Genomic DNA, 23,072 nt, shown 5'->3' with positions numbered 1-23,072 from the left:
CGGACGACTCGGAGCACTGCCTTGCACAGCAGGATTTTCCTGGCGCTGTTCGCCGCGCTCGCCGGCGGCGCCGCGCGGGCCGCGCCCGCGCTGTTGCTGCAGACCCCGACGATCTCGCAGGACCGGCTCGTGTTCGCCTACGCGGACGACCTGTGGATCGCGCCGCGCGAGGGCGGCGAGGCGCGCCTGCTGGTGCGCACGCAAGGCCGCGCCAGCCGTCCGTACTTTTCGCCCGACGGCCGCAGCGTCGCCTACAGCGCGCGCGTCGGCGGCAACACCGACGTCTACCTCGTCGCCGCGGACGGCGGCGAGCCGCGGCGGCTGACGTGGCATCCGGGCGACGACCGGGTCGCCGGCTGGAGCCCCGACGGCGGCCGCGTGCTGTTCGCCTCGAGTCGCGCTGCGCCGAACGGAATGCGCCAACTCTACACGGTGCCGCTTGCCGGCGGCGCGCAGACGGCGTTGCCGCTGGAGCGCGCCGATGCCGGCGCCTATTCGCCGGACGCCGCCGCCGTCGCCTACACGCCGCATGCGCAGTCGCAGCCCGACTGGAACGCTTACCGCGGCGGCCAGACCTCGCCGATCTGGATCGCGCGCTTGTCCGATTCCTCGATCGTGCGCGTGCCGCACGAGAACGCGACCGACCGCAATCCGATGTGGATCGGCGACACCGTCTATTTCCTGTCCGACCGCGCCGGCCCCAGTACGCTGTACGCCTACGACACCAAGACCGCGCAAGTCGCGCAAGTGCTGAGGAACGACGGCTTTCCGATCGACTCGGCGACGGCCGGTGGCGGCGCAATCGTCTATTCGCAGATGGGCGCGCTGCACCTGTTCGACCCAGCGACGAAGACGCAGCGGCCGATCGAGGTGCATCTCGCCGCCGACGGCGCGCGTCTCGCGCCGCGCTACGAAAACGTCGGCGATCGCGTCGCCAGCGCGGCGCTGTCGCCGACCGGCGCGCGCGCCGTGTTCGAGGCGCGCGGCGAAATCCTCAGCGTGCCGGCCGAGAAGGGCGACGCGCGCAATCTCACGCGGACGCCGGGCGCGGCGGAACGCGATCCGGCCTGGTCGCCGGACGGCCGCTCGATCGCGTACTTCTCCGACGCCTCGGGCGAGTACGCCCTGCATGTGCGCGCGCAGAACGGGCTCGGCGAAGCGCGCGTGATCGCGCTCGGCGATCCGCCGTCGTTCTTCCACGCACCGCTGTGGTCGCCGGACGGCAAGCGCATCGCCTACAGCGACAAGCGCCTGAACCTGTGGCTGGTGGAGCTGGACCGGCCGACGCCGCGCAAGATCGATACCGATGCGTTCGACCAGCCGACCCAGAGCTTCGATCCGGCCTGGTCGCCGGACGGCCGCTGGCTCGCCTACACCAAGCAGCTGCCCAATCACCTGTACGCGGTGTTCGTCCATTCGCTCGACAGCGGCAAGACGACCCGGGTCAGCGACGGCATGAGCGATTGCCGCTACCCGGCCTTCGACAAGAGCGGCAAGTACCTCTACTTCACCGCCAGCACCGACATGGGGCTGACGCCGGGCTGGCTCGACCTCAGCAGCCAGGCGCACCCGGTCACCCGTTCGGTCTACGTCACCGTGCTGCGCAAGGACCTGCCGTCACCGCTGGCGCCGCAGAGCGACGAGGACGCCGGCACGCAGGCCGGCGTCGCCGGCAAGCAGGAAAAGCAGGCCGATGCCGCGCCGCCGCGCGTCGCGATCGACTTGGAGGGCTTGTCGCAGCGCACGCTGAGCTTGCCGGTCGAGAGCGCGAACTACATCGGCCTCCAGGCCGGCCGCAGCGGCGAACTGTTCCTGCTGCAGGCGCCGCAGATCGCCGAGGGCATCGAGGACGACATCAAGAACCAGCCGGTCGCGGTGCGCAAGTTCAGCCTCGACTCGCGCAAGACCGACAAGCTGCTCGACCAGGTAGTGCATTTCAGCGTGTCCCTCGACGGCCGCAAGATGCTCTATGCGCAAACCGCCGGCGCACGCATCGACGACGGCTTCGTGGGCTTGCCGCGTTGGGAGGGCGGGGTTCGCTGGCACATCGCCAAGACCGACGCCGCGCCGAAGGCGGACGAGGGCGCGCTCGCCACCGACGCGATGCAGGTGCGCGTCGACCCGCGCGCGGAATGGGCGCAGATCTACCGCGAGGTGTGGCGCAGCGAGCGCGACTTCTTCTACGACCCCCATCATCACGGCTACGATCTCGGCGCGGCGCAGAAGCGCTTCGAGCCCTACCTCGCCGGCATCGGTAGCCGCGAGGACCTCGACGTGCTGCTGCGCCGGATGCTGTCCTACCTGTCGGCCGGCCACGTCTTCGTGCTGTCGCCGCCGGCGGCGGACGAGCGCAAGATCGGCATCGGCCTGCTCGGCGCCGACTATGCCGTCGAGCACGGCCGCTACCGTTTCGCCAAGGTCTACGACGGCGAGAATTGGAATCCGGACCTGACTGCGCCGCTGACCCAGCCCGGCGTGAACGTCGAGGCCGGCGACTACCTGCTGGCGGTCAACGGGCGCGAACTCGGCGCGGGCGACGACGTCTACGCGCTGTTCGAGGAAACCGCCGGCAAGCAGACCGTGCTGCGCGTCGCGCGCGACGCCGGCGGCGCCGGCGCGCGCGAGGTGACGGTGGTGCCGATCGCGGACGAGCGCGGCCTGCGCCATCGCGCCTGGGTCGAGGCGAACCGGCGCACGGTCGACCGGCTCAGCGGCGGACGCCTGGCCTACGTGCATCTGCCCGACACCGCGACCGAGGGTCTGACCAGCTTCAACCGCTATTTCTTCGCGCAGACCGACAAGCAGGGTGTGCTGATCGACGATCGCTACAACCGCGGCGGCTCGCTGGCCGACTACGTCATCGACGTGCTGCGCCGGCAGCCGATGACGTTGGCGACGACGCGCGAAGGCGCCACGACGCTGTGGCCGTCGCAGGCGATCTTCGGACCGAAGGCGATGCTGATCAACGAGTTCGCCGGCTCCGGCGGCGACGCGCTGCCGTGGTACTTCAAGCGCACCGGCCTCGGCCCGCTGATCGGCAAGCGCACCTGGGGCGGCTTGATCGGCATCTACGGCGAACCGCGGCTGATCGACGGCGGCCGCGTGACCGCGCCGCGCCTGGCGCTATCCGGCCTGGTCGGCGAGTGGGAGGTCGAGAACCACGGCGTCGCGCCCGACATCGAGGTCGACGACGACCCGCAGGCGGAGCGCGCCGGGCGCGATCCCCAGCTCGAACGCGGCGTCGAACACCTTTTGAAGGCGCTGGCCGAGCATCCGCCGGCGACGTACGAGTCGCCGCCGTATCCGGACTTCAAGCCGGTGCTGCCGCCGTTGCCCTAGGGAGGTTCACCTCTCCCGCTCGCGGGAGAGGTGGCGGAGCGTTGCGCCCGGCTCAGCCCAGGCGCAGCAGGCCGATCACGCCGACCGCGATCAGGTACAGCGCGACCACGTAGTTGAGCAAGCGCGGCATCACCAGGATCAGGATGCCGGCGATCAGCGCGATCAGCGGTTGCAGCGAGATGTGAAGGTTCATGAGGGGAACTCCTGGCGGTGATGAGCGGTGAGCTTACGCGCCGCCAGGGTCGCGGTGCCATCGCAGTGCAGCGGTTCAGTCGTCTTCGACGTGCGGCTTGTAGGCGTCGGTGAGCTGCTTCTGCACCTGCGCCGGCACCGGTTCGTAATGGCTGAACTCGATCGCGTAGCGGCCCTGGCCGCCGGTCATCGCCTTCAGCTCGGTCTGGTAGTCGGCGACTTCGGCCAACGGCACCTGCGCCTTGATGATGATCTCGCCGCCGCGCAGCGAATCGGTGCCGTTGATACGCGCGCGCTTGGACGACAGTCCACCGGTGACGTCGCCCATGTGCGCGTCGGGCACGAACACGTCGAGATTGACGATCGGTTCCAGCACCTGCGGGCGGGCCTTGGCGATCGCGTCGAGGAAGGCTTTCTTGCCGGCTGCGACGAACGCGACTTCCTTCGAATCGACCGGATGGTACTTGCCGTCGTAGACGACCACGCGCACGTCCTGCAGCTGGTAGCCGGCGACCGCGCCGGTCTCGAGCACCTGGCGCACGCCTTTCTCGACCGCCGGAATGAACTGGCCCGGGATCGTGCCGCCCTTGACCTCGTCGGCGAACTCGAAGCCGGCGCCGCGCGGCAGAGGTTCGATGCGCAGGAACACCTCGCCGAACTGGCCGGCGCCGCCGGTCTGCTTCTTGTGCCGATGATGGCCTTCGGCCTTCGCGCCGATCGTCTCGCGATAGGCGATGCGCGGCGGCCGCGTGGTCACCTCGACGCCGTAGCGCTCCTTCATGCGTTCGAGCATCAGCTTCAGGTGCAGGTCGGACAGCCCGCGGATGATCGTCTCGTTGAGTTCCTTGCTGTGCTCGACGCGGAAGCACGGATCCTCTTCGCCGAGGCGCGTCAGCGCGGTCGCCAGTTTCTGCTCCTGGCCCTTGTGCGCCGGCGCGACGGCGAGGCCGAACATCGGCAGCGGGAAGTCGAGCGGCCGCAGGTGGATCTGGTCCTCGTCGTGCGAATCGTGCAGCACGGCGTCGAAGTGGATCTCCTCGACCTTGGCCACCGCGGCGATGTCGCCGGGAATCGCCTGCTCGATCTCGACGTGGTCCTTGCCCTTGAGCTTGAACAGGTGCCCGACCTTGAACGGCTTCTTGCCGTCGTCGACGAACAGCTGCGTGTCGCGCTTGACCGTGCCCTGGTAGACGCGGAACACGCTGAGCTTGCCGACGAACGGATCGTTGACGATCTTGAACACGTCGGCGATCACGTGCCTGGCCGGGTCCGGCACGGCTTCGATCGGCTGCGCGTTCGCGCCGGTGCCCTTGACGAAGACCGGCGGGTTGCCTTCCTTCGGGCTCGGCAGCAGCCGCGCGGCGAGGTTCAGGAGTTCCTTCACGCCGGTGCCGTTGCGCGCGGAAACGAAGCAGATCGGGATCAGATGGCCCTCGCGCAGGCACTGCTCGAACGCGTCGTGCAATTCCTGGCCGGACAGGCCGGACTCGCCGTCGTCGAGGTAATGGCCCATCACCGTCTCGTTGATCTCGACGACCTGGTCGATGATGTGCTGGTGTGCGGCGGCGACGGAGGAGAAGTCGACCTTCGCGGAGCCGGTGTCGCTCGGCTGGAAGAAGCAGTCGACGACCGCGCCGCCGCCGTTCGCCGGCAGGTTGATCGGCAGGCATTCGCTGCCGAACTCGTCGCGCAGCGATTCGACCACACCGGCGAGGTCGATGCCGGCCTGGTCGATCTTGTTGACGACGATCAGGCGGCACAGATCGCGCTGCTTGGCGCGATCCATCAGCCGTCGCGTCGAATGCGCGATGCCGGTGGCGGCGTCGACGACGATCGCGCAGGTCTCCACCGCGGCCAGCGCCGACAGCGTCGGGCCGCGGAATTCCTGGAAGCCGGGCGTGTCGATCAGGTTGACGTGCACGTCGCCGACGTCGATCGAGGCGACCGCGCTCGACATCGAGTGCTTGCGTTCCTTCTCCATCGGATCGTGGTCGGACACCGTCGTGCCGCGCTCGATCGAGCCTGCCGTCTGGATTGCGCCGCCGGCATGCAGCAGGGCTTCGAACAAGGTGGTTTTGCCGGCGCCCGCATGACCTGCGAGTGCGATGTTGCGGATGCCATCGGTGCTGTAAGGCATGTCGATCCTCCCGTGCTGCGTCGAATGGTCCGTCCGTGGAGGGACTCCGTCTGGTTCGCCAGGGCAGGGCGGCCCATCGCATGTGACCGCGGTGTGACCGTGGCGGCTAGCGTTGCGCGATCGCCGGGGAGGGTCAAGGCGCAGCGCGCAAGCGTGCGCAGCAGAACGTCGCGTATCGATGGGAGCGGTTTCACCGCGCACCGATAGCGTGACGGCCCTCTCACCGAGGCAAGCCCACGCACGGCGCCGGCTCGTGACCCGAATCTCTGCAACTCTCGCGCCGAGGTTTGTTTGGCTACACCATCGCCGGGCATGCTGGCGAGCGGCGGCCAGCTCATGGCCGGCGTCAACGCCGCCACGCGCCGGCCGCGCCTCGCGCCGTTCGCCGCACGAGAGATTCACGACCGCATCCCGCCGCAGAGGTACGCGGCTGCCGGCATAATCGAGCGTCGGTGCGCCGCGGCGGCGCGACGGAATCGAACGATGCCGGGAAATTCCAATCGCGACGCTTCGTGCAGCGCGGTCTGTGTGCACGGCGCCGGCGGCGGCAGCTGGGAATGGGCGATCTGGGCGCGCGTGTTCGCCGCACACGGTCACGCCGTGATCGCGCCGGACCTGCAGCCCTCGCCCCGCGGCGTCGCCGCGACGCGCTACGCAGACTACCGCGAGCAGGTGGTGCGATGGTGCCGCGGCGTCGGCGCGCCGGTGGTGCTGATCGGCGCCAGCCTCGGCGCGTCGCTGGCCCTCGCGGTGGCCGAGGAGGTCGGTGCGCGCGCCCTGTTGCTGATCAATCCGCTGGTGCCGCGCGCGACGCGCGGGCAGCCGCGCGCGGCGACGATTCCGTGGGCGCGGCAGCGCTCGCTCGCCGGCACGCGCCGCGCGATGGCCGACGCCGACGACGCGGCCTGCCTGCACGCGTTCCGGCGCTGGCGCGACGAATCGGGCGCCGTGCTCGACGAGGCCGAGGCGATCTCCGTCATCGCCTCGCCGTCGTGCCCGACGCTGGTGCTCGCCGGCGAGTTCGACCAGGACATTCCGCCGGCGATCAGCCGCGCGCTGGCGATCCGCCTCGACGCCGACTTCGAACGCATCGCCGAGGCCGGTCATCTCGGCCCGCTGCTCGGCCGCGTCGCGGCGGCGACCGCGGAACGCGCCCTGGGCTGGCTCGGCCAGCGCGGGGTAGTGCCGTCGCCGGCTTCGTGCGACGATCCGGCCGGCGCGGTTTAGCCGCGCTTTAGCGGGGTTTCACTATCCTCGCGCCTTTGCCGCAGCGCAGATCTTCGTGGTCCCGCCTCATTCGTCCCCGCCACCGCCGACAGCTTCCGCGCGGACATCGACCGATGCGCCGTCGCTGCTCCATCCGGCCGAGCTGCACTTCCGCACCGATCGCCTGCCGTGGCAGCGCAGCCTGCGCTGGGGCAGGCCGGTTCGCGATCGCCGCCTGCTGCTGCTCGGCGCGGTGTTCGCGCTGGCGATCACCTTGCTCGAACTGGTCGGCTTCGGCCTCGGCATGAAGCCGTACCGCCACCTGCCCAAGCGCGACACCGCGATCCACGTCCTGCTGATCGAACCGGAACCGCCACCGCCGCCCCCGCCGCCGGAACCCGAACCACCCGAGATCGTGCGCCGCGCCAGCCGCATCGCGATCGAGCCGCCGAAGGTGCGCACGACGCCGCCTCCGCCGCGCCAGGCCGAGCAAACCGACACGAACGCGCGCATCGGCAGCTCGGGCGTGGCGGCGCCGCAGCTGTTCAATCCGGACGGTTCGGTGCGCCTCGGCGACGGCGGCGCCGTCGTCGCGCCGCCGAGCAAGCCGGACAATCCGCGCGAGGCGGCGAAGGCGCGCTGGGCCGAGATCGAGAAGCGCGGCAATCCGCTCGACTGCAAGAAGACGCGCTTCGCCAACGCGTTCCGCAAGGACGAATCGGTCGGCGACCACGTCGCCGGCAAGTATCTCAAGTGGATCGGGCTCGCCGATCCCGAGGCGATCGCGCACCGCCGCCAGCAACGCGCCGAATCCGGCGGTTGCGAACCGGCGCAATGAAATCCCGCGACGCGAACGCCGACGCCGACGAACGCCTGCGCCGGCGTATCGCTGCCGCGGTCGCGCTGCTGCTCAATCTCGCGTTCCTCGTCGCGCTCGATCAGGTCATGCGGCCGCTCGCGCGCGAGCGCACGCCGTGGGTGCGCGTGGAGCCGGCCGACGTCCTGCAGGTGCGCCTGATCGAGGCGCCGCCGCCCGCCGCGTCGCCGCCCGAGGTTCCACCGGTCAGTGAACCCGCGGCGGTTCCCGCGCCGGCCGAAACACCGGTCGAGCGGTCCCGCCGCCTGCGATCGACCGCGCGGCCGGCGAGCGACGCGGGGACCGCGCCGCCGGCACCGCGTCGCGAACCGGCGCAAGCGACCGTGTCGACGGTATCGACGCCGTCGACGCGAGCCGATTCCTCGACCGCGCCGCAGTTCTACGAGCGCGACGGCCAGGTGCGCCTGCCGGACGCGAAGGCCGCCCAGGGCGAGACACCGTTTCCGCATCTGCCGATCGTGCCGACCCAGGGCAATCCGTTCGTGCACACCAATCCGGTGCCGTACGAGCCGACGCGTTTCGACAAGTACTTCCCGGACGTGCGCGAGACGCTCGGCGGCGAGTTGGTGCGCAAGGCGACCGTCAAGCGCAGCGGTCGCCTGCCGTGGGGAACCTACGTTGAATGCACCTGGGTGCTGTTCTTCGGCGGCTGCTTCTGGGGCACTCCGCCGAGCGCGACGATCGAGGAACTGAAGGCGATGCGTGCCGATCCGCCGATGCCGAAGTCGAAGTCGCCGCCCGCGGCCGTGGGTCCGCCGGCGCAGTGACGCCGAGGCACGCCGATGCGCGCTGCTGCGGGGCAGCGCGCATCGGCGGAATCATTCCTCGGTTTGCAGCACGAGCTCGATGGGATCGTCGCCGCTGGCGCGGCGCAGGCGCGAGGTCAGGCTCGCCTCGCGTTCGGTATTTGCATACCGTCCGGCGACGAGCGCCTTGCTCCTCGGCTCCGCCGGCGGAAACGCCAGCGTGAACGGCTCGCCGTAGAGCGTGAAGTTCGGGTTGTAGGCGGGGTCGGCCTCGAGCACGCCGGTCCAGCGCTCGCGCATGAAGCGGATCTCGTGAAAGAAGCGCGCCTGCTTCTCGGGCGTGTCCTCGAGCCCGCGCGAGGCGGATTCGTGGTGGTACAGCTCGGCGAACGGCGTCCACAGGTTGCGATAGCCGGCCGCGCCGAGGCGCAGGCAGAAGTCGATGTCGTTGAAGGCTACCGCGAGCTTCTCGTCGAGGCCGCCGACCTGCTCGTACAGCTTGCGCCGCACGACCAGACAGGCCGCGGTGACCGAACTCATCGACTGCACGATGCGCGCGCGGCCGAGGTGGCCGGGATACCCGCGCGGCATGCCGCTGTAGACGTGCGCGGCGACGCCGTGCACGCCGGTGACCACGCCGGCGTGCTGGATGGTGTCGTTGGGGTAGTAGAGCATCGCGCCGACCGCGCCGATGTCCGGCCGCAGCGCCTGGCTGGCCATCTCGTCGAGCCACTCGGGCGTGATGACTTCGATGTCGTTGTTGAGCAGGCAGATCACCGAGCCCTTCGCCGCGGCGACGGCGCGGTTGTTGAGGCGCGGATAGTTGAACGGGCCGTTGTCGCGGATCACCTTGATGAACAGGCGGTCGGCGAGGCCGGCCAGGTATTCGGCGGTGGCCGGCTCCACGGAACCGTTGTCGATGATGACGATTTCGTAGCGCGGGTAGGTGGTCTTGTCGACGATCGACTCGACGCACTGGCGCAGCAGCGACACGCGATCGCGCGTCGGAATGACGATGCTGACCAGCGGCGGCGGGCTCGGCAGCGTGTGGCGGACGCGGAAGGTGCCGCTCAGTCCCGGCAGCTCGAGCACCTGCGCATTCGACTCGGTGCGGGCGAGGTGCTCGCCGATCGCGCGCATCGCGCTGACGTGCGCGTAGCTCTTCTCGCCCGGCGCCAGCGCGGTCGAGCCGGGGATCGCGCGCCAGTGGTAGAGCACGCGCGGCACGTGGCCGATCGCGCCGGGTCCGACGCGCTCGGCGCAGCGGAAGATCAGGTCCCAGTCCTGGCTGCCTTCCAGGCCTTCGCGGAAGCCGCCGACCGAGCGCATCAGCTCCAGCGAATAGACGCCGAGATGACTGAAGCAGTTGTGGCCGCGCAGCAGGTCGAGGTTCCAATCCGCCTTGAAGTACGGCTCGAAACGCACGCCGTGCGCGTCGATCTTGTCCTCGTCGGAATACAGCAGTTTCAGGCGCGGGTTCTCGACGATCGCCTCGGCCATCGCCTGCAGCGCTTCGGGATGCAGCTCGTCGTCGTGGTCGAGCAGGGCGACGTAGTCGCCGCGCGCCAGCGTCAGCGCGCTGTTCGAGGTGGCGGAGATGTGCCCGCGCTCGGGGCGGACCACGTAGCGCACGCGCGAGTCGCGGGCGGCGTATTCCGCCAGCACCTTGCGCACGTGCGGGCGATCCGATGCGTCGTCGGCGATGCACAGTTCCCAGTGCGGGTAGGTCTGCGCGAGGACGCTGTCCAGGCAGCGGCGCAGCCAGCGCTCGGGCGTGTTGAAGGTCGGGATCAGCACCGAGAACCGCGGCAGCGGACGCTGGCTGCGGACGGCGAGCGCGGCGGCGTCGAACCGCTCGCTGCGCCGGTCGAACAGCTTGACCCAGCGCTCGTAGCTGAGCTGCTCGGCATTGCGCTCGAGGTAGGACTCGTACAGCCAGGTGGCGAACGAGCCGAGACCGCCGCGCCGCGCCAGGTTGCGCAGGCTGCGCGAGAAGAACAGCCGGCGTTCGTTCAATTGCGCGTAGCGCGCGTGCACGGCGCGCAGCATGCGCAGCGCCGCCGCGGTACGCGAGACGCGACGTATGCGCAGACGACGCACGCGGAATTCGCAGCTCGCGATCGCCGGATCGAAGCGCACCGAGATCGTGTTCTTCGCCAGCAGGACGATGCCGGTGTGGCGCACGGCGTTCGGCTTGACGAAGCTCAGAACGGCGGAGCGGGCCTCGCTGAGGCCTTCGCCGTAGTCGAAATACAGCTGCGGTGCCGAGATCTTGTCGTCGAGCGGTTCGAAATCCAGGTCGACGCGGTACCAGCCGCCCGAAAGGGGATAGCCGGAGGTTGCGCAGGCGAATTGCGGATCGTCCCCGGTCGCGCGCCAAGCTCCCTTGGCGGCGGGATTGGATTCAAGTTGCGAAACCGGCACCAGTCCTAGGCGTACCGTTCCGCGGCGACGGATCCTTGTAAGAAGTCGTCGAAAGCTCATTGCTTCCCTCCTGCCGACGCTCCCCCGATGCGCTGCACACTCCCCCTATGATTTGATCATCGACCAGAGACTGCGATTCTCCAGCCGACCCAGTTTTTCTTCGATTTGCCCCAATCGTTGGCGGTGCTGTTGCATCTCCTGCCGCGTGCGGTCCGCTTGTTCATCGAGATACGATTGAAGCGAACGCAGCGTAGTATCCAGATTTTCGTAATGCTTGTCTTGCCCTGAAACGAAATTGTCACGTAAAAAATCGTCGAACGTTCGAATATCGTTACGCAACTGTGCCAAAGCACGTTCGAATGAAGCGTGTCGACGTTCCCAATTCGCCTCCATTTCCTCGCCCGATCGTTCGATTCGCTCGCGAATCGTTTGGACGTCCGAATGCAACGTCTGCATCGCTTCGCGCAGGCGGCCTTCCAGACGTTCTTCCAATTGAGCGATCGATTCGGCGGTCATGGTCTCGCGCAAATGCGGCGCCGACGGCGGATTTGCGCGGGATTGTGCGCCGGTTGCGAGGTCGGCGGAAGAGAGCGGGTCGATCCGGTTCGTCGCGCTTTCGCGCAAATTCGCCAGCACGGCGGCCTGCGTGAGAAGCAGGCGCCGCGAGGGCGGATCGACCACGACGGCTTCATAGCGTATTCTCAAGCCGACATTAACCGGCTTATTCGCATCGCAGCTCGCGAGAAGGTCGTCGATTTTAATTTCCAAATTTGGATCATTGCCAAATGAGGACAGTCCCACGCCGGAGACGATCTCCGTCTGCAGGAGGTCTCCATTGGCCTGTCCAATTCGCTCGCGCAGATTATCGATCGCGCCGGGTTCGCCGCTATTGCCGCAGTCGAGCGTTACGCTGACGATCTCGAATACGCCGGGCAGGTCGACCGGATCGATGCGCAGGAAGTCGGCGTCGCCGGCGCGGGGCACGACCAGCTCCAGATCGAATACGCCTTCGGTCGACGGCAGCACCTGCGAGACGGCGCGCGACTCGTCGAAGGTCTCGCCGGCTTTTCGATAGTAGAGGCGGGCGGCTGCGGTGGTTCCGACGTCGACGCCGTTGGCCGGCAGTCCGTCCTCGGCGCTGACGAGCGTGCCGGCCAGCGCCTCGAAGAACGAGCGGTAGGTGTCCGGTTCGGCTTGCGCGGCGTGCACGAATTGCAGGAACGGCGCCGGCACCTCGCTGCCGACGACGACGATGCCGAGGCCGTTGCCGTGCCGGAATTCGAAGCTCGGATACCGCGTGTGCAGTTCGTCGAAGAATTTCCACACGCCGAACTCGCGTTCGTGCACGTTCGTGTCGTGCAGCAGGACGATCGCGCGCTCGCTGAGCTTGGGCAGCCACGATTCGAAGTCGTGCCTGACCGCTTCGTAGGTGTGCAGCCCGTCGATGTGGAGCAGGTCGATCGACGCGTCGGCGAACTCGGGCAGCGCGTCGTCGAAGCGCGTGCGCAGCAGGCGCGAGAACTCCCCGTAGAGCGGGTCGTGCACGGCGCGCAGCGTGACGTAGACGTCTTCGCCGTAGCGTCCGGTGTGCTCGTCGCCCTTCCACGAGTCGACCGCGGTGCAGCGCGTGGTCAGGCCGAGCGTGCGGACGGCCTTGCAGAACGCCAGGTACGAATTGCCCGAGTCGGTGCCCAGTTCGACGAAGCTGCGCGGCCGCAGCAGGTCGACGGCGAGATAGGCGAACGGGATGTGGCCGACCCACGAGTACGGCGGGCGCACGCTCGGCCGCATCAGCACGATCGGATGCTGCTCCAGGTGGAACTTGGGCGTGTACAGGTCAAGGTTCATGACCGATCCGCTCGAGCTGGATGTCGTGCATCGGCAGGCCGATCAGGCCGGTCACCATGTCGCCGCCGGTCGCGGTGAAGATCAAAGCTTCGTGAATCCAGTGCTGGACCACGTGTTCTTCCTGCGTGCCCTCGGACAGGCCGACGGTGATGAAGTATTCGCCGCTGGTCAGGCGTGGCATGTCGAAATGGAAGCGTGCGCGGAACAGTTCTCCTGCTTCGACAGGGAAGCCATCCGGATAGTTCAGGAACGTGTTGTCGCCGAACAGCAGCTGGCCGAGCCGGTCCTTCACGTAGAAGCCGAGGATGACGTTGCCGAGCGGCTCGTCGGCGACCATGCTGACTTCGAGGATCACGCTTTCCCCGCCGATCAGTTGCGCGAACGGGCGGCCGTCCTCGTCGCAGAGCGCCACGTCGGTCACGCGCGCGCGCAGGTCGCCGAACGAGGCGGACGCGGGGTCGAACGGCAGGACTTTGATGTCGTTGCGCAAGTGGGAGCGGTCCAGCAGCTCGTGGCGGGGATCGATACGACGGCGCGGCAGGCCGTTTCGTCGCACTGCGGCCTTCGGGCCGCCGTCGCCGCCGCCCTGGCGGTCCAGCATCGACGCTTCCAGGTAGGCGGTGACGATCTCGCGGGTGTCGCCGATCCCGCGCAGGCGGCCGCGCTCCAGCCACAGCGCGCGGTCGCACAGGCCGGCCACGGCGCCGGTGTCGTGGCTGACGAACAGCAGGGTTCCGCGCTGGCGGAACTCGCGCAGGAAGCGCATGCATTTCTGCGCGAAGAACGCGTCGCCGACCGCCAGCGCTTCGTCGATGATCAGGATTTCCGCGTCGACGTGGGCGGCGACGGCGAACGCCATGCGCATGACCATGCCGGTGGAATAGTTGCGCACGGGCTGGTCGACGAACTCGCCGATGTCGGCGAAGGCGAGGATGTCGTCGATGCGCGCGTCGGTCTGGGCGCGGCTGAGGCCGAGGATGGCGGCGTTGAGATAGACGTTCTCGCGCCCGCTGAATTCCGGATTGAAGCCGCTGCCGAGTTCGAGCAGGGCGGCCACCTTGCCGCGCACGTGGGCATCGCCCTCGGTCGGCTTCAGCGTGCCGGCGATCATCTGCAACAGGGTGGACTTGCCCGAGCCGTTGCGTCCGATGATGCCGAGCGTCTCGCCGCGGCGGACGTCGAAGCTGAGGTCGCGCAGCGCCCAGAATTCTCGATAGAAGCGCTTTCTGTCGCCGAGCAGGCTCTGCATCAGCCGGTGCGACGGCTTGGCGTAGAGCGGATAGCACTTGCCCAGGCCGCTCGCGTGGATGACGGTCTCGGCTCCGCCCACGAACGGAGCGCCTGTCGAGTCGGATTCAGAGGACATCTGCGAAACCGTCCCGCGTCCGTTGGAACCACCAGTATCCGAACATCATCGCGGCCAGCGCGGCGAGGGTGTAGACGCCGAGCGCCCGCCAGTCCGGGGATTGGCCAAACAGGGCCAGACTGCGCGTCTGCTCGATGATCAAGGTCAGCGGATTGTAGGCGATGATGCCGCGGTAGGACTCCTTCAGGCTGCTGGCCGGATAGAACACCGGGCTCAGGAACATCAGCATCGAGCCGATCACGCCGGAGATCTGCGCGACGTCGCGCACGAACACGCCGAGCGAGGCGAGGAACCAGCTGAGGCCGCAGAGGAACAGCGAATACGGCAGATAGACCAGCGGCAGGTAGAGCGTCGTCCAGTGCAGGGTGTGCTGCGTGGCGTAGACGAACAGGATCAGCACCAGCGTACTGAGCGCAGCGTGGAACAGCGCCGAGGCGACCGTCACCACTGGCAGGATGGCGAGCGGAAAGACCACCTTCTTGACCAGGTTCGTATTGTTGACGATGCAGGTCGGCGAGCCGGTCAGGCATTCCACCAGCAGCGAGTGGACGATCATTCCGCAGAAGATCATCAGCGAGAACTCGCCGCGCGTGTCCGCGTTCGGCCAGCGCATGCCGAGGAATTCGCGGAACGCGAGCGTGTAGACCGCCAGCATCAGCAGCGGATTGATGAACGACCAGACCACGCCGAGATGTGCGCCGCTGTAGCGCCCGGCGATCGTGCGCTTGGTGAACTCGAGAAAGAGTTCTCGCCGGTTCCAGGCGCGAGAGACGAGCAGCGTCGAAGTCATGGGGAATTGCTCGGGCGGATGACCGGAGGCGCGCAGGCGCGAATCTGGAGCGGATCGTGCGCCGGTTCACCGATGCCGCGAAGGCAGGTGGGATTTTCCGGAGCCGCAGACCGTCGTTTCGGCGCCGCCTGCATGTCTGGTCCGAGCGCAGATCTCTCCGAGATGGGGTGGCTCCGTTGCGAGTGCGAAATGCCGAGGATTCGCACGCCCGGATGGCGGTTGCGGAATGCGCGATTGCACAACTGCACGACGATCGGCACAACCAATCGCCAGCTCTGAAGTATGCTTTGCGCTTTGAGTCGCCGCAAGGCGGCATTCGTTAATTTCTTGCGAATGATTCGGGCGCGAGCGCGCCGTCCGTCGCGCATCGCAGCCGATGTGCGATATGCGGCGGTCATGGACAACGGGTGCTTATGCAGGATCGCGACATCCCACTGTGCGTGGACCTGGACGGAACGCTGCTGCGTTCGGATTTGCTGTTCGAATCGGCCCTGAGCCTGATTCGCGCCAATCCGCTGTCGGTGATCCACATGGCGATATGGCTGATCGCGGGCGGCAAGGCGAATCTGAAACGGCAGATCGCGCAGCGCACGACGCTCGACGTGAGCGTGCTGCCGTACGAGACGCGCGTGCTCGGCTGGCTGCGCGAGGAGAACGGCGGACGCAGGAAGATCCTCTGCTCGGCCTCGGACCAGACCCTGGTCGACGCGGTCGCCAGGCACGTCGGCGGGTTCGACGAAGCGCTCGGCAGCGACGGCGTCCGCAACCTCGCCGGCGTCAACAAGGGCGAGACGCTGTCGTCGCTGTACGGCGAAAAACGGTTCGACTACGCCGGCAACGCGGGCGTCGATCAGCACGTGTGGAATCGCGCGCGCCGCGCCGTGCTCGTCAACGCGCCGCCGTCGCTGCAGCGGCACGCGCAGACCGCCTACGAGGTCGAGCGCGTGTTCGAGCGCGAAAGCGTCGGGCCGCGCACGTGGCTGAAGGCGCTGCGTCTGCACCAATGGCTGAAGAATCTGCTGGTGTTCCTGCCGCTGCTGACGGCGCATCAGCTGTTCACGCCGGGATTCGCGCAGCGTGCCGCGGTCGCGTTCCTGAGTTTCGGCTTGTGCGCGTCGGCCACCTACATCATCAACGACCTGCTCGACCTCGACGCGGACCGAAGGCACCGGACCAAGCGCGCGCGGCCGTTCGCTTCCGGCGCGTTGCAGATCCGCGACGGCCTGATGGCGGCGCCGCTGCTGCTGCTGGCCGCCTTCGCGCTCGCCTTCGCCCTGTCGCCGCGGTTCGCGCTGGTGCTGCTCGGCTACTGCGTCCTCACGCTGGCCTATTCGCTGTCGATCAAGCGCGTCGCGGTGCTCGACGTCGTCGCCCTGGCCGCGCTGTACACCATCCGCATCATCGCCGGCACGGTGGCGATCGGCATCGACGCCTCGTTCTGGCTGCTCGCGTTCTCGATGTTCCTGTTCCTCAGCCTCGCGATGATCAAGCGCTACACGGAACTGCGCGGTCTGCTCGCCGACGGCCGTTCGCACGCGAGCGGACGCGGCTACAGCGTCGAGGACCTGCCGCTGGTGCAATCGCTCGGCGCCGCCAGCGGCTATCTCAGCGTGCTGGTCTGCGCGCTCTACATCAACAGCACCGCCAGCGAGCTGCTGTACGGCCGCCCGCAGGTGCTTTGGCTGCTGTGCCCGCTGCTGCTGTACTGGATCAGCCGCGCCTGGCTGATCGCCCATCGCGGCGAGATGCACGACGATCCGGTCGTGTTCGCGGTGACCGATCCGGTGAGTCGGATCGTCGTCGCGATCTGCGCCGTGGTCGTGCTGCTGGCGATATGAACGAATACGCAAAGCGAGGTTTGCGGTTCGCCAATGCCTCGTGTATTAAACGGGCCCTTTTGCGAATCCCGCCGAATATCATGAAAAAAGGTTTCGCATTCGCCGCGACGAGCGCGCGCAAAATCCGCGTCGCGCCGTGTCCCGGCGCGACGTGACGAGCGGCGAGACGATGGATCCGTCCGCGAAAATCGTCCTGACCGGCGCGGCCGGCCTGGTCGGCCAGAACCTGATCGTCGAGCTGAAGGAGCGCGGCTACACGCGCCTGGTCGCGATCGACAAGCATGCCCACAACCTGGGCATTCTGCGCCGCCTGCATCCGGACGTCGAAACCGTGCACGCGGACCTGGCCGAGCCGGGGCCGTGGCAGCGGACGTTCGACGGCGCGGCCTGTCTCGTCCAACTGCACGCGCAGATCACCGGCAAGCATCCGGAGTTGTTCGTGCGCAACAACGTCGAGGCGACCCGGCTCGTGCTGGATGCGGCGCGCGCGAGCGGCATTCCGTATCTCGTGCACATCAGTTCCTCGGTGGTCAATTCGGTCGCGCACGACGACTACACCGAGACGAAGAAGGCGCAGGAACGCCTGGTGGTCGACAGCGGCCTGCGTCACTGCATCCTGCGGCCGACGCTGATGTTCGGCTGGTTCGACCCGAAGCACCTGGGCTGGCTGTCGCGCTTCATGGCGAAGACGCCGGTGTTCCCGATTCCCGGCGACGGCCGCTACATGCGCCAGCCCTTGTACGAGCGCGATTTCTGCCGCTGCCTCGTCGCCTGCGTCGAGCGCCGGCCGGACGGCGCGGTCTACGACGTCTGCGGGGACACCCGCATCGACTACATCGATATCATCCGCACGATCAAGCGCGTCAAGCGGCTGCGCACGCTAATCGTGCGCATTCCGTACGGCATGTTCCGCGTGCTGCTGAAGACCTACGCGCTGTTCAGCGGCAAGCCGCCGTTTACGGCCGCGCAGCTCGACGCGTTGAGCGCCGGCGACGAGTTCCACGGCGTCGACACGGCCGCGGTCTTCGGCGTGCGGCAGACACCGTTCGAAGACGCGGTGCGCGAGAGCTACTGCGATCCCCGCTACAGCAGCGTCGTGCTGCAACGATGAACACGCTCGCGGCGGAAATCCGACGCCGAGTCGAGCGCGTGCCGTCCCGTCCGGCCGTCGCGGCGGCGTTTCTCGCCGGCGTGCTGGTGCTCGCGGCGAAGGCGCCGGACGCGCTGAGGACGCCGCAGTTCTGGGCGGAGGACGGCGTGGTGTTCTTCGTTCCGCAGCACGCCAGCTCCGTGCCGCTCCTGTTCGAGCCGCACGCCGGCTACCTGCATTTCCTCCCGCGATTGACCGCCTGGGCGGCCAGCGGCTTCTCCGCCGTCCACGCGCCGTTGATCTACAACCTCGCCGCGTTGCTGTTCGGCGCGGCGGCGCTGGCGTCGCTGCGCCAACTCGACCGGCTCGGGCTCGGATTCGCGCTGGCGCTGGCGCCGGTTCTGCTGGCTCCGACCAACGGCGAGGTGTGGGGCACGATCACCAACGTGCAGTGGTTGATGCAGTTCTATCTCGTCTCGATGCTGGCGCGTCTGTTCCAGGGCGGCGGCGAGGATTTCGCGCCGGTGCCGCGCGCCGCCGCGGCGTTCGCCGTGGGATTGACCGGGCCGTTCTCGATCTTCGCGGTGCTCTCCGCGTCGGTGGGCCTGCTCTGGCTTCGATGGCGCGCCGGCCCGCTGCAACGGGTGCGTTCCGCCGGCGTCTCGCTGGAATGGACGGTGCTCGGCCTTTGCGCGGCCTTGCAGGCTCTGCTGATCGTCACCACCGCGAACACGGACACTCCTCCCGTGGCGTTTTCCCTCGACGTCGCTCTCGGTCTCGTGAAGAGCGTCCAGGTGCACGTGTTCGGCGCCCAATGGATGCCGGTCCTGCTGTTCCCGATCGCCTTGCTCGCCTTGCTGGCGTTCGTGCTCCGCAGATCGACCGCCCCGCAGCAGGCCATCGTCGTGGCGACCGCGCTGTTCAGCGTGTCGCAGATGGTGGCGGTGGCGCACAGCCGCACCGATCAGTTCCAGCAGGTGGCCTCGTTCGGCTTCGGCGATCGCTACTATTTCCTGTTCAAGATGGCGTTCTGGTGGCTGGTGGCCGTCGCGATGGTCCGCGCGGCGCCGCCGAGGAGCCATCTCCCCGCGATAGTCCTGTTCGTCGCGCTCGGCTGCAATGCGCTCGCCATGCCGAACGCGTTCCAGCGCCAGCCGCTGCGCGACCTGCACTGGGCCGACTACGCCAGGCGGATCGACGCCGGCGAGGCGCTCGACGTTCCGATCAATCCCGTGTCGTGGCAGATCCATGTCCCCGCTGAGCACTAGTCCTCGATGAAGCAGTCCTACGCCATCGTCGGCGCCGGTCCGATGGGCCTGGTCGCCGCGCTCGAAGTCCTGCGTGCCGGTCACGAGGTCGACGTCTACGAACGCGACGACCGCATCGGCGGCATGTCCGCCAGCTTCGACTTCGACGGGCTGGCGATCGAGCGCTACTACCACTTCATCTGCAAGACCGATACGCCGCTGTTCGGCCTGCTCGACGAACTGGGTCTGCGCGACCGGCTGCGCTGGACCGACACCAAGATGGGCTTGTACTGCGACGGCCGCCTGTACCGCTGGGGCACGCCGGCCGCCTTGCTCGGCTTCGACAAGCTCGGCTGGATCGACAAGGCGCGCTACGCGCTGCACGTGATGCACACCAAGGGCATCGACGACTGGAGCGAGCTGGACAAGATCGGCGCGATTCCGTGGCTGCAGCGCTGGCTCGGCGTGCGCGGCTACGAGGTGCTCTGGCGGCGCCTGTTCGAGCTGAAGTTCTATGAGCACAGCGATCGCCTGTCCGCGTCCTGGCTCGGCACGCGCATCAAGCGCGTGGCGCTGTCGCGGCGCAGCCTGCTGCAGGAATCGCTCGGCTATCTCGACGGCGGTTCGGCCGTGCTGCTCGAGGCGATGGAGCGGCGCATCCGCGAACTCGGCGGCCGCATCCACCTGCGCTGCGGGATCGACCGCGTGACCACGCGCGACGGCGCGGTGAGCGGCATCGTGATCGGCGGCGTCGAGCGTGCCGTCGACCGCGTGCTCAGCACGGCGCCGATCCAGTACGTGCCGGCGCTGGTGCCCGATCTTCCGGCCGACTTCGCCGCCCGCGTGCGCGCGATCGAGAACATTCCGGTCGTCTGCGTGATCCTGAAGCTGAAGCAGCGGCTCAGCGAGAACTTCTGGATGAACATCTGCGACGCGGGAATCGAGATTCCCGGCGTCATCGAATATTCGAATCTGAATCCGGGCAGCGGACCGCACATCGTCTACGCGCCGTTCTACATGCCGAAGACGCACCCGAAGTTCGCGCGCGACAACCAGGCCTTCGTCGGGGAGACGCTCGGCTACCTGTCGCGCCTGAATCCGCAGTTCCGTCCGGACTGGGTGCTCGCCACGCACTGCCATCGCTACGACTTCGCGCAGACGATCTGTCCGCCGGGCTTCCAGGCGATGCTGCCGCCGATGCGCACGCCGGTGCGCGGCTTCTGCATGGCCGATACCTCGTACTATTACCCCGAGGACCGGTCGATTTCCGAAAGCGTGCAGACCGGCCGCGCGCTGGCGCAAGCGGCGCTCGTCGAGGAGGGCGCGTGACGCATTCCGCCGCCACATCGCGAACGTTCGCGGCGCTCCGTTTCCGCGCGAAACGCGCGCGCGCTTCCTCCGCACATCGGCCGTGCGGGCGCATGGACGCCCGCCGTCGGCGGACGTCGAGAGCAGGCTGAGGAGGCTCGCGTGCAGGACCCGCCATCCTCCGCGATCGAGTCGGCGTCTTCGCCGACGTCCTCGCGCTTCGTGCGCTTCGTGCTGGTGAGCGGTTTCGCCGCGCTGGTGAATTTCGGCGCGCGCGTCGTGCTCAGCACCTGGTTCTCGTATCCGGTCGCGGTCTCGTGGGCGTACGTGGCGGGAATCGCCACCGCGTTCTGCCTGAACCGGCGGCTGGTCTTCCGCGAGTCGAGCAATTCGCTGCGCACGCAGATGGCGTGGTTCGTCGTGGTGAACCTGGCCGGACTGGCGCAGACCCTGCTCGTCAGCCTGTTCCTGGCGAGGTGGCTGCTTCCGCGCCTAGGCGTGCACGCGCACGCGGAGGAAATCGCCCACGCGATCGGCATCGGCGTGCCCGCGATCACCAGCTACTACGGCCACAAGTGGCTTTCGTTCCGGGGCGCCGTTTGAGCGGCGCGGCCGCGGGAACGGGCGAGCAGGGCGCCGCGCGCGCGCCGCGGCGGTTCGCGGTGCTCGGGGTGTTCGTCCTGGCCCTGACGATGCGGCTCGCGTACGTGTGGCTGTTCGCCGAGAGCACGCCGTTCTGGGACCAATGGGACGCGGAAGCCGATTCCCTGCTGCGCGCGTGGGTCGAGGGAACGTGGCGCTTCGCCGATCTCTTCGCCCTGCACAACGAACACCGGATCGCGTTCAGCCGTCTGCTCTCGATCGCGCTGTTCGAGGCGAACGACCGCCAGTGGGACAACCTGGTCACGGCCAGCGCCAACGCGGTGCTGTTCGCCGCGATGATGGCCGCCCTGTTCGCGCTGCTCCGACGCGAACGGACCAGCCGCTGGTCGAGCGGCGCCGTCCTCGTCGCGATCGTCGCACTCGCCGCGCTTCCGTTCGAATGGGAGAACTTTCTGGTCGGCTTCCAGAGCCAGTTCTTCTTCATGGCCATCGCGGCGATCGCCCTGATCGCCCTGATGGCGTTCCGTCCGCTGAGCCGCACGAGCCTGCTGCTCGGGCTGGTGCTGGGCGTCGCGTCCTTGTTCACGATGGCGTCGGGGCTGCTGGCCAGCGCGGCGGCGATCGCGGTCCTGTGGATGCGCAACTGGCGCGACACGCTGCGCCCGGCCGTGATCCTGGCCTACGGCGTGGTGTTCCTCGCGATCCTCGCGGTCGGCATCGTGCTGGTGCCCGACTTGCCGTTGCACCGCCCGCTGCGCGCCGCCGGCGTGGTCGAGCATCTGGACGCGCTCAGCGTCGCCCTGATGTGGCCCGTGCAGGAAACGACCGCGTGGCCGCTGCTCCTGCGCCTGTCGCTGGCGTCGATCGTGTGGGCGCCGAGCCTGCTGTGGATGTGGCGCTTCGTGCGTCGCCGATCGGCGAGCGCCGTGGATCTGTTCGCCGCCGGCATGGCCGTCTGGATCGGCTTGCAGGCGCTGGCGATGGCGCATTCGCGCGGTCACGAGATGGCCGAGGTGTCCTCGCGGTACATGGGGCTGCTCTCGCTCGGGATTCCGGTCAACGTCTACTTCGCGTCGAGGCTGGTCGCGCAGGTCCGGTCGTCGCGCGCGGCGTCGCGGTGGGCGCATGCGGCGGCAGCGGTGTTCTTCGTCTTCCTCGCCGGTGCCTTGATCGATCGGACACCGGGCGACGTGCGCCTGTTGTCGGCGCGGCGCGGCCAGACGCAGGTGCAGACCGAGAACACGCGCGCCTACGTCGCGACGGGCGATTTCCGACACCTGCAGCAGCCGTTCCTGCACATTCCGTATCCGAGCGCCGATCGCCTGCGCAGCCTGCTGGACGAGCCGTCGATTCGCGCGATGCTGCCGCCGTCGATTCGCGCGCCGCTGCCGCTTGCGCCGTCCGCGCAGGATTTCTCGCCGGACGGAGTGCCGCCTTCGCCGCCGCCCCCGCAGCCGCGGCAGGCGCTGGGCTCGTTCGGCCGGCCGGGAGGCGCGCTGATGTATGCGAGCCCGGTTCTGCACACCTCGTTCCCGTACCTGCTGTTCCTGACGCTCGGCGAGGGAACTCTGGCGCTGGTCGGCGACGGTGCGCCGGCCGAAGCGAGAACGTCCGCTCCTCTGCACGGCACCGGTTGGTCCGGCCATCTCGTCGCGGCGCCGGCGCCGGCGTTCCGGGTCGAGGCAGCGGACGCCGGTGCGGAGCATCGCCTGGCATTCACCGATCCGGTGGAGATCGGACGCTTGTCGCGCTGGGCGCTCCGATCGCAGGCGGAGATGCGTCGCCTTGCCGATCGCCTCGACTTGCTTGCGAAGACCAAGGATCGCGCTGTGCAGAGTCCCTGAGCGGACCTCGTCCGGGCGAACGCGATACCGCGCCGGCGGAGCGCGGACGATGCGATTCTGGTCGGCGAATTCGATCCGCAGGCGAATGTGATCCCCGGCCGGGCCGGCAACGGGTGATCCGCGGCGCCGGCGTCAACCGCGAGCGCCGCTCGCCGATCCTCGGAGCGGACGCGGACCGGCACGATGCCTTGCGCATCGTGCCGGTGGAACGCGCCGC

General features: G+C 68.4%; 16 protein-coding genes. 10 read left to right on the top strand and 6 right to left on the bottom strand.

The window, feature by feature from the left end:
- Window positions 1-21: 21 nt before the first annotated feature.
- Window positions 22-3,339 (top strand): S41 family peptidase, encoded by a 3,318-nt coding sequence (locus tag J7520_RS12905; protein ID WP_291188873.1) that lies wholly within the window; start codon window positions 22-24, stop codon window positions 3,337-3,339.
- A gap of 52 nt (window positions 3,340-3,391) precedes the next feature.
- Here J7520_RS12905 and J7520_RS12900 read toward each other — a convergent pair whose 3' ends face one another.
- The gene (locus J7520_RS12900) at window positions 3,392-3,532 is read right to left on the bottom strand and encodes a DUF3096 domain-containing protein (protein WP_291188871.1); all 141 of its coding nucleotides are present in this window, start codon (window positions 3,530-3,532) and stop codon (window positions 3,392-3,394) included.
- A 75-nt stretch (window positions 3,533-3,607) separates the two neighbouring features.
- Window positions 3,608-5,668 (bottom strand): elongation factor G, encoded by a 2,061-nt coding sequence (gene fusA / locus J7520_RS12895; protein WP_291188869.1) that lies wholly within the window; start codon window positions 5,666-5,668, stop codon window positions 3,608-3,610.
- A gap of 483 nt (window positions 5,669-6,151) precedes the next feature.
- On the opposite strand from fusA, the gene J7520_RS12890 reads away from it, so the two are divergent.
- Genes J7520_RS12890 through J7520_RS12880 form a run of 3 tightly spaced genes read left to right on the top strand, consistent with a single transcriptional unit; the run spans window position 6,152 to window position 8,518 of the window.
- Window positions 6,152-6,895 (top strand): alpha/beta fold hydrolase, encoded by a 744-nt coding sequence (locus J7520_RS12890; RefSeq protein ID WP_291188867.1) that lies wholly within the window; start codon window positions 6,152-6,154, stop codon window positions 6,893-6,895.
- 55 nt (window positions 6,896-6,950) lie between these two features.
- Complete coding sequence (locus J7520_RS12885) at window positions 6,951-7,712, top strand: hypothetical protein (protein ID WP_291188865.1); 762 nt, start codon at window positions 6,951-6,953, stop codon at window positions 7,710-7,712.
- Window positions 7,709-8,518 (top strand): hypothetical protein, encoded by an 810-nt coding sequence (locus tag J7520_RS12880; RefSeq protein ID WP_291188863.1) that lies wholly within the window; start codon window positions 7,709-7,711, stop codon window positions 8,516-8,518. The genes J7520_RS12885 and J7520_RS12880 overlap by 4 nt, the downstream gene beginning before the upstream one ends.
- A 51-nt stretch (window positions 8,519-8,569) precedes the next feature.
- Here the strand turns inward: J7520_RS12880 and J7520_RS12875 are convergent, their stop codons facing one another.
- The 4 genes from J7520_RS12875 to J7520_RS12860 are packed head-to-tail and all read right to left on the bottom strand — an operon-like array spanning window position 8,570 to window position 14,925.
- Complete coding sequence (locus J7520_RS12875) at window positions 8,570-10,981, bottom strand: glycosyltransferase family 2 protein (RefSeq protein ID WP_291188861.1); 2,412 nt, start codon at window positions 10,979-10,981, stop codon at window positions 8,570-8,572.
- A gap of 45 nt (window positions 10,982-11,026) precedes the next feature.
- Entirely contained in the window at window positions 11,027-12,769 is a 1,743-nt protein-coding gene (locus J7520_RS12870; RefSeq protein WP_291188859.1) for a class I SAM-dependent methyltransferase, read from the bottom strand.
- Window positions 12,759-14,099, bottom strand: coding sequence for an ABC transporter ATP-binding protein (locus tag J7520_RS12865; protein WP_291188857.1), 1,341 nt, complete (start codon window positions 14,097-14,099; stop codon window positions 12,759-12,761). The genes J7520_RS12870 and J7520_RS12865 overlap by 11 nt, the downstream gene beginning before the upstream one ends.
- Before the next feature lie 25 nt (window positions 14,100-14,124).
- Complete coding sequence (locus tag J7520_RS12860; protein ID WP_291188855.1) at window positions 14,125-14,925, bottom strand: ABC transporter permease; 801 nt, start codon at window positions 14,923-14,925, stop codon at window positions 14,125-14,127.
- 413 nt (window positions 14,926-15,338) lie between these two features.
- Between J7520_RS12860 and J7520_RS12855 the strand changes: the two genes are divergently transcribed.
- From J7520_RS12855 to J7520_RS12830, 6 genes are all read left to right on the top strand, one after another.
- Window positions 15,339-16,763, top strand: coding sequence for a UbiA family prenyltransferase (locus J7520_RS12855; protein WP_291188853.1), 1,425 nt, complete (start codon window positions 15,339-15,341; stop codon window positions 16,761-16,763).
- Window positions 16,764-16,932: 169 nt separating this feature from the next.
- Window positions 16,933-17,874, top strand: coding sequence for an NAD-dependent epimerase/dehydratase family protein (locus J7520_RS12850; RefSeq protein ID WP_291188851.1), 942 nt, complete (start codon window positions 16,933-16,935; stop codon window positions 17,872-17,874).
- Window positions 17,875-17,912: 38 nt separating this feature from the next.
- Entirely contained in the window at window positions 17,913-19,121 is a 1,209-nt protein-coding gene (locus J7520_RS12845) for a hypothetical protein (RefSeq protein WP_291188849.1), read from the top strand.
- A 6-nt stretch (window positions 19,122-19,127) separates the two neighbouring features.
- Window positions 19,128-20,429 carry an NAD(P)/FAD-dependent oxidoreductase gene (locus J7520_RS12840; RefSeq protein WP_291188847.1) on the top strand — a complete coding sequence of 434 codons (1,302 nt, stop codon included), beginning with the start codon at window positions 19,128-19,130 and terminating at the stop codon, window positions 20,427-20,429.
- A gap of 141 nt (window positions 20,430-20,570) precedes the next feature.
- On the top strand, window positions 20,571-21,011 hold the full coding sequence (locus tag J7520_RS12835) for a GtrA family protein (RefSeq protein ID WP_291188845.1): 441 nt from the start codon (window positions 20,571-20,573) through the stop codon (window positions 21,009-21,011).
- Window positions 21,012-21,079: 68 nt separating this feature from the next.
- Window positions 21,080-22,855, top strand: coding sequence for a hypothetical protein (locus tag J7520_RS12830; RefSeq protein WP_291188843.1), 1,776 nt, complete (start codon window positions 21,080-21,082; stop codon window positions 22,853-22,855).
- Window positions 22,856-23,072 lie beyond the last annotated feature (217 nt).

Source organism: Dokdonella sp., assembly GCF_017744955.1.
Taxonomy (GTDB): Bacteria; Pseudomonadota; Gammaproteobacteria; order Xanthomonadales; family Rhodanobacteraceae; genus Dokdonella_A.
Note: the sequence above shows the minus strand (reverse complement) of the source record. Positions and strands in the feature narration are given on the sequence as shown.

Excerpts from the sequence above, each read along its gene's own strand:
- J7520_RS12875 (WP_291188861.1), bottom strand. The coding sequence starts at position 10,981 with ATGAGCTTTCGACGACTTCTTACAAGGATCCGTCGCCGCGGAACGGTA.
- J7520_RS12890 (WP_291188867.1), top strand. The coding sequence starts at position 6,152 with ATGCCGGGAAATTCCAATCGCGACGCTTCGTGCAGCGCGGTCTGTGTG.
- J7520_RS12840 (WP_291188847.1), top strand. The coding sequence starts at position 19,128 with ATGAAGCAGTCCTACGCCATCGTCGGCGCCGGTCCGATGGGCCTGGTC.
- J7520_RS12880 (WP_291188863.1), top strand. The coding sequence starts at position 7,709 with ATGAAATCCCGCGACGCGAACGCCGACGCCGACGAACGCCTGCGCCGG.
- J7520_RS12900 (WP_291188871.1), bottom strand. The coding sequence starts at position 3,532 with ATGAACCTTCACATCTCGCTGCAACCGCTGATCGCGCTGATCGCCGGC.
- J7520_RS12855 (WP_291188853.1), top strand. The coding sequence starts at position 15,339 with ATGCAGGATCGCGACATCCCACTGTGCGTGGACCTGGACGGAACGCTG.
- J7520_RS12850 (WP_291188851.1), top strand. The coding sequence starts at position 16,933 with ATGGATCCGTCCGCGAAAATCGTCCTGACCGGCGCGGCCGGCCTGGTC.
- J7520_RS12870 (WP_291188859.1), bottom strand. The coding sequence starts at position 12,769 with ATGAACCTTGACCTGTACACGCCCAAGTTCCACCTGGAGCAGCATCCG.
- J7520_RS12860 (WP_291188855.1), bottom strand. The coding sequence starts at position 14,925 with ATGACTTCGACGCTGCTCGTCTCTCGCGCCTGGAACCGGCGAGAACTC.
- fusA (WP_291188869.1), bottom strand. The coding sequence starts at position 5,668 with ATGCCTTACAGCACCGATGGCATCCGCAACATCGCACTCGCAGGTCAT.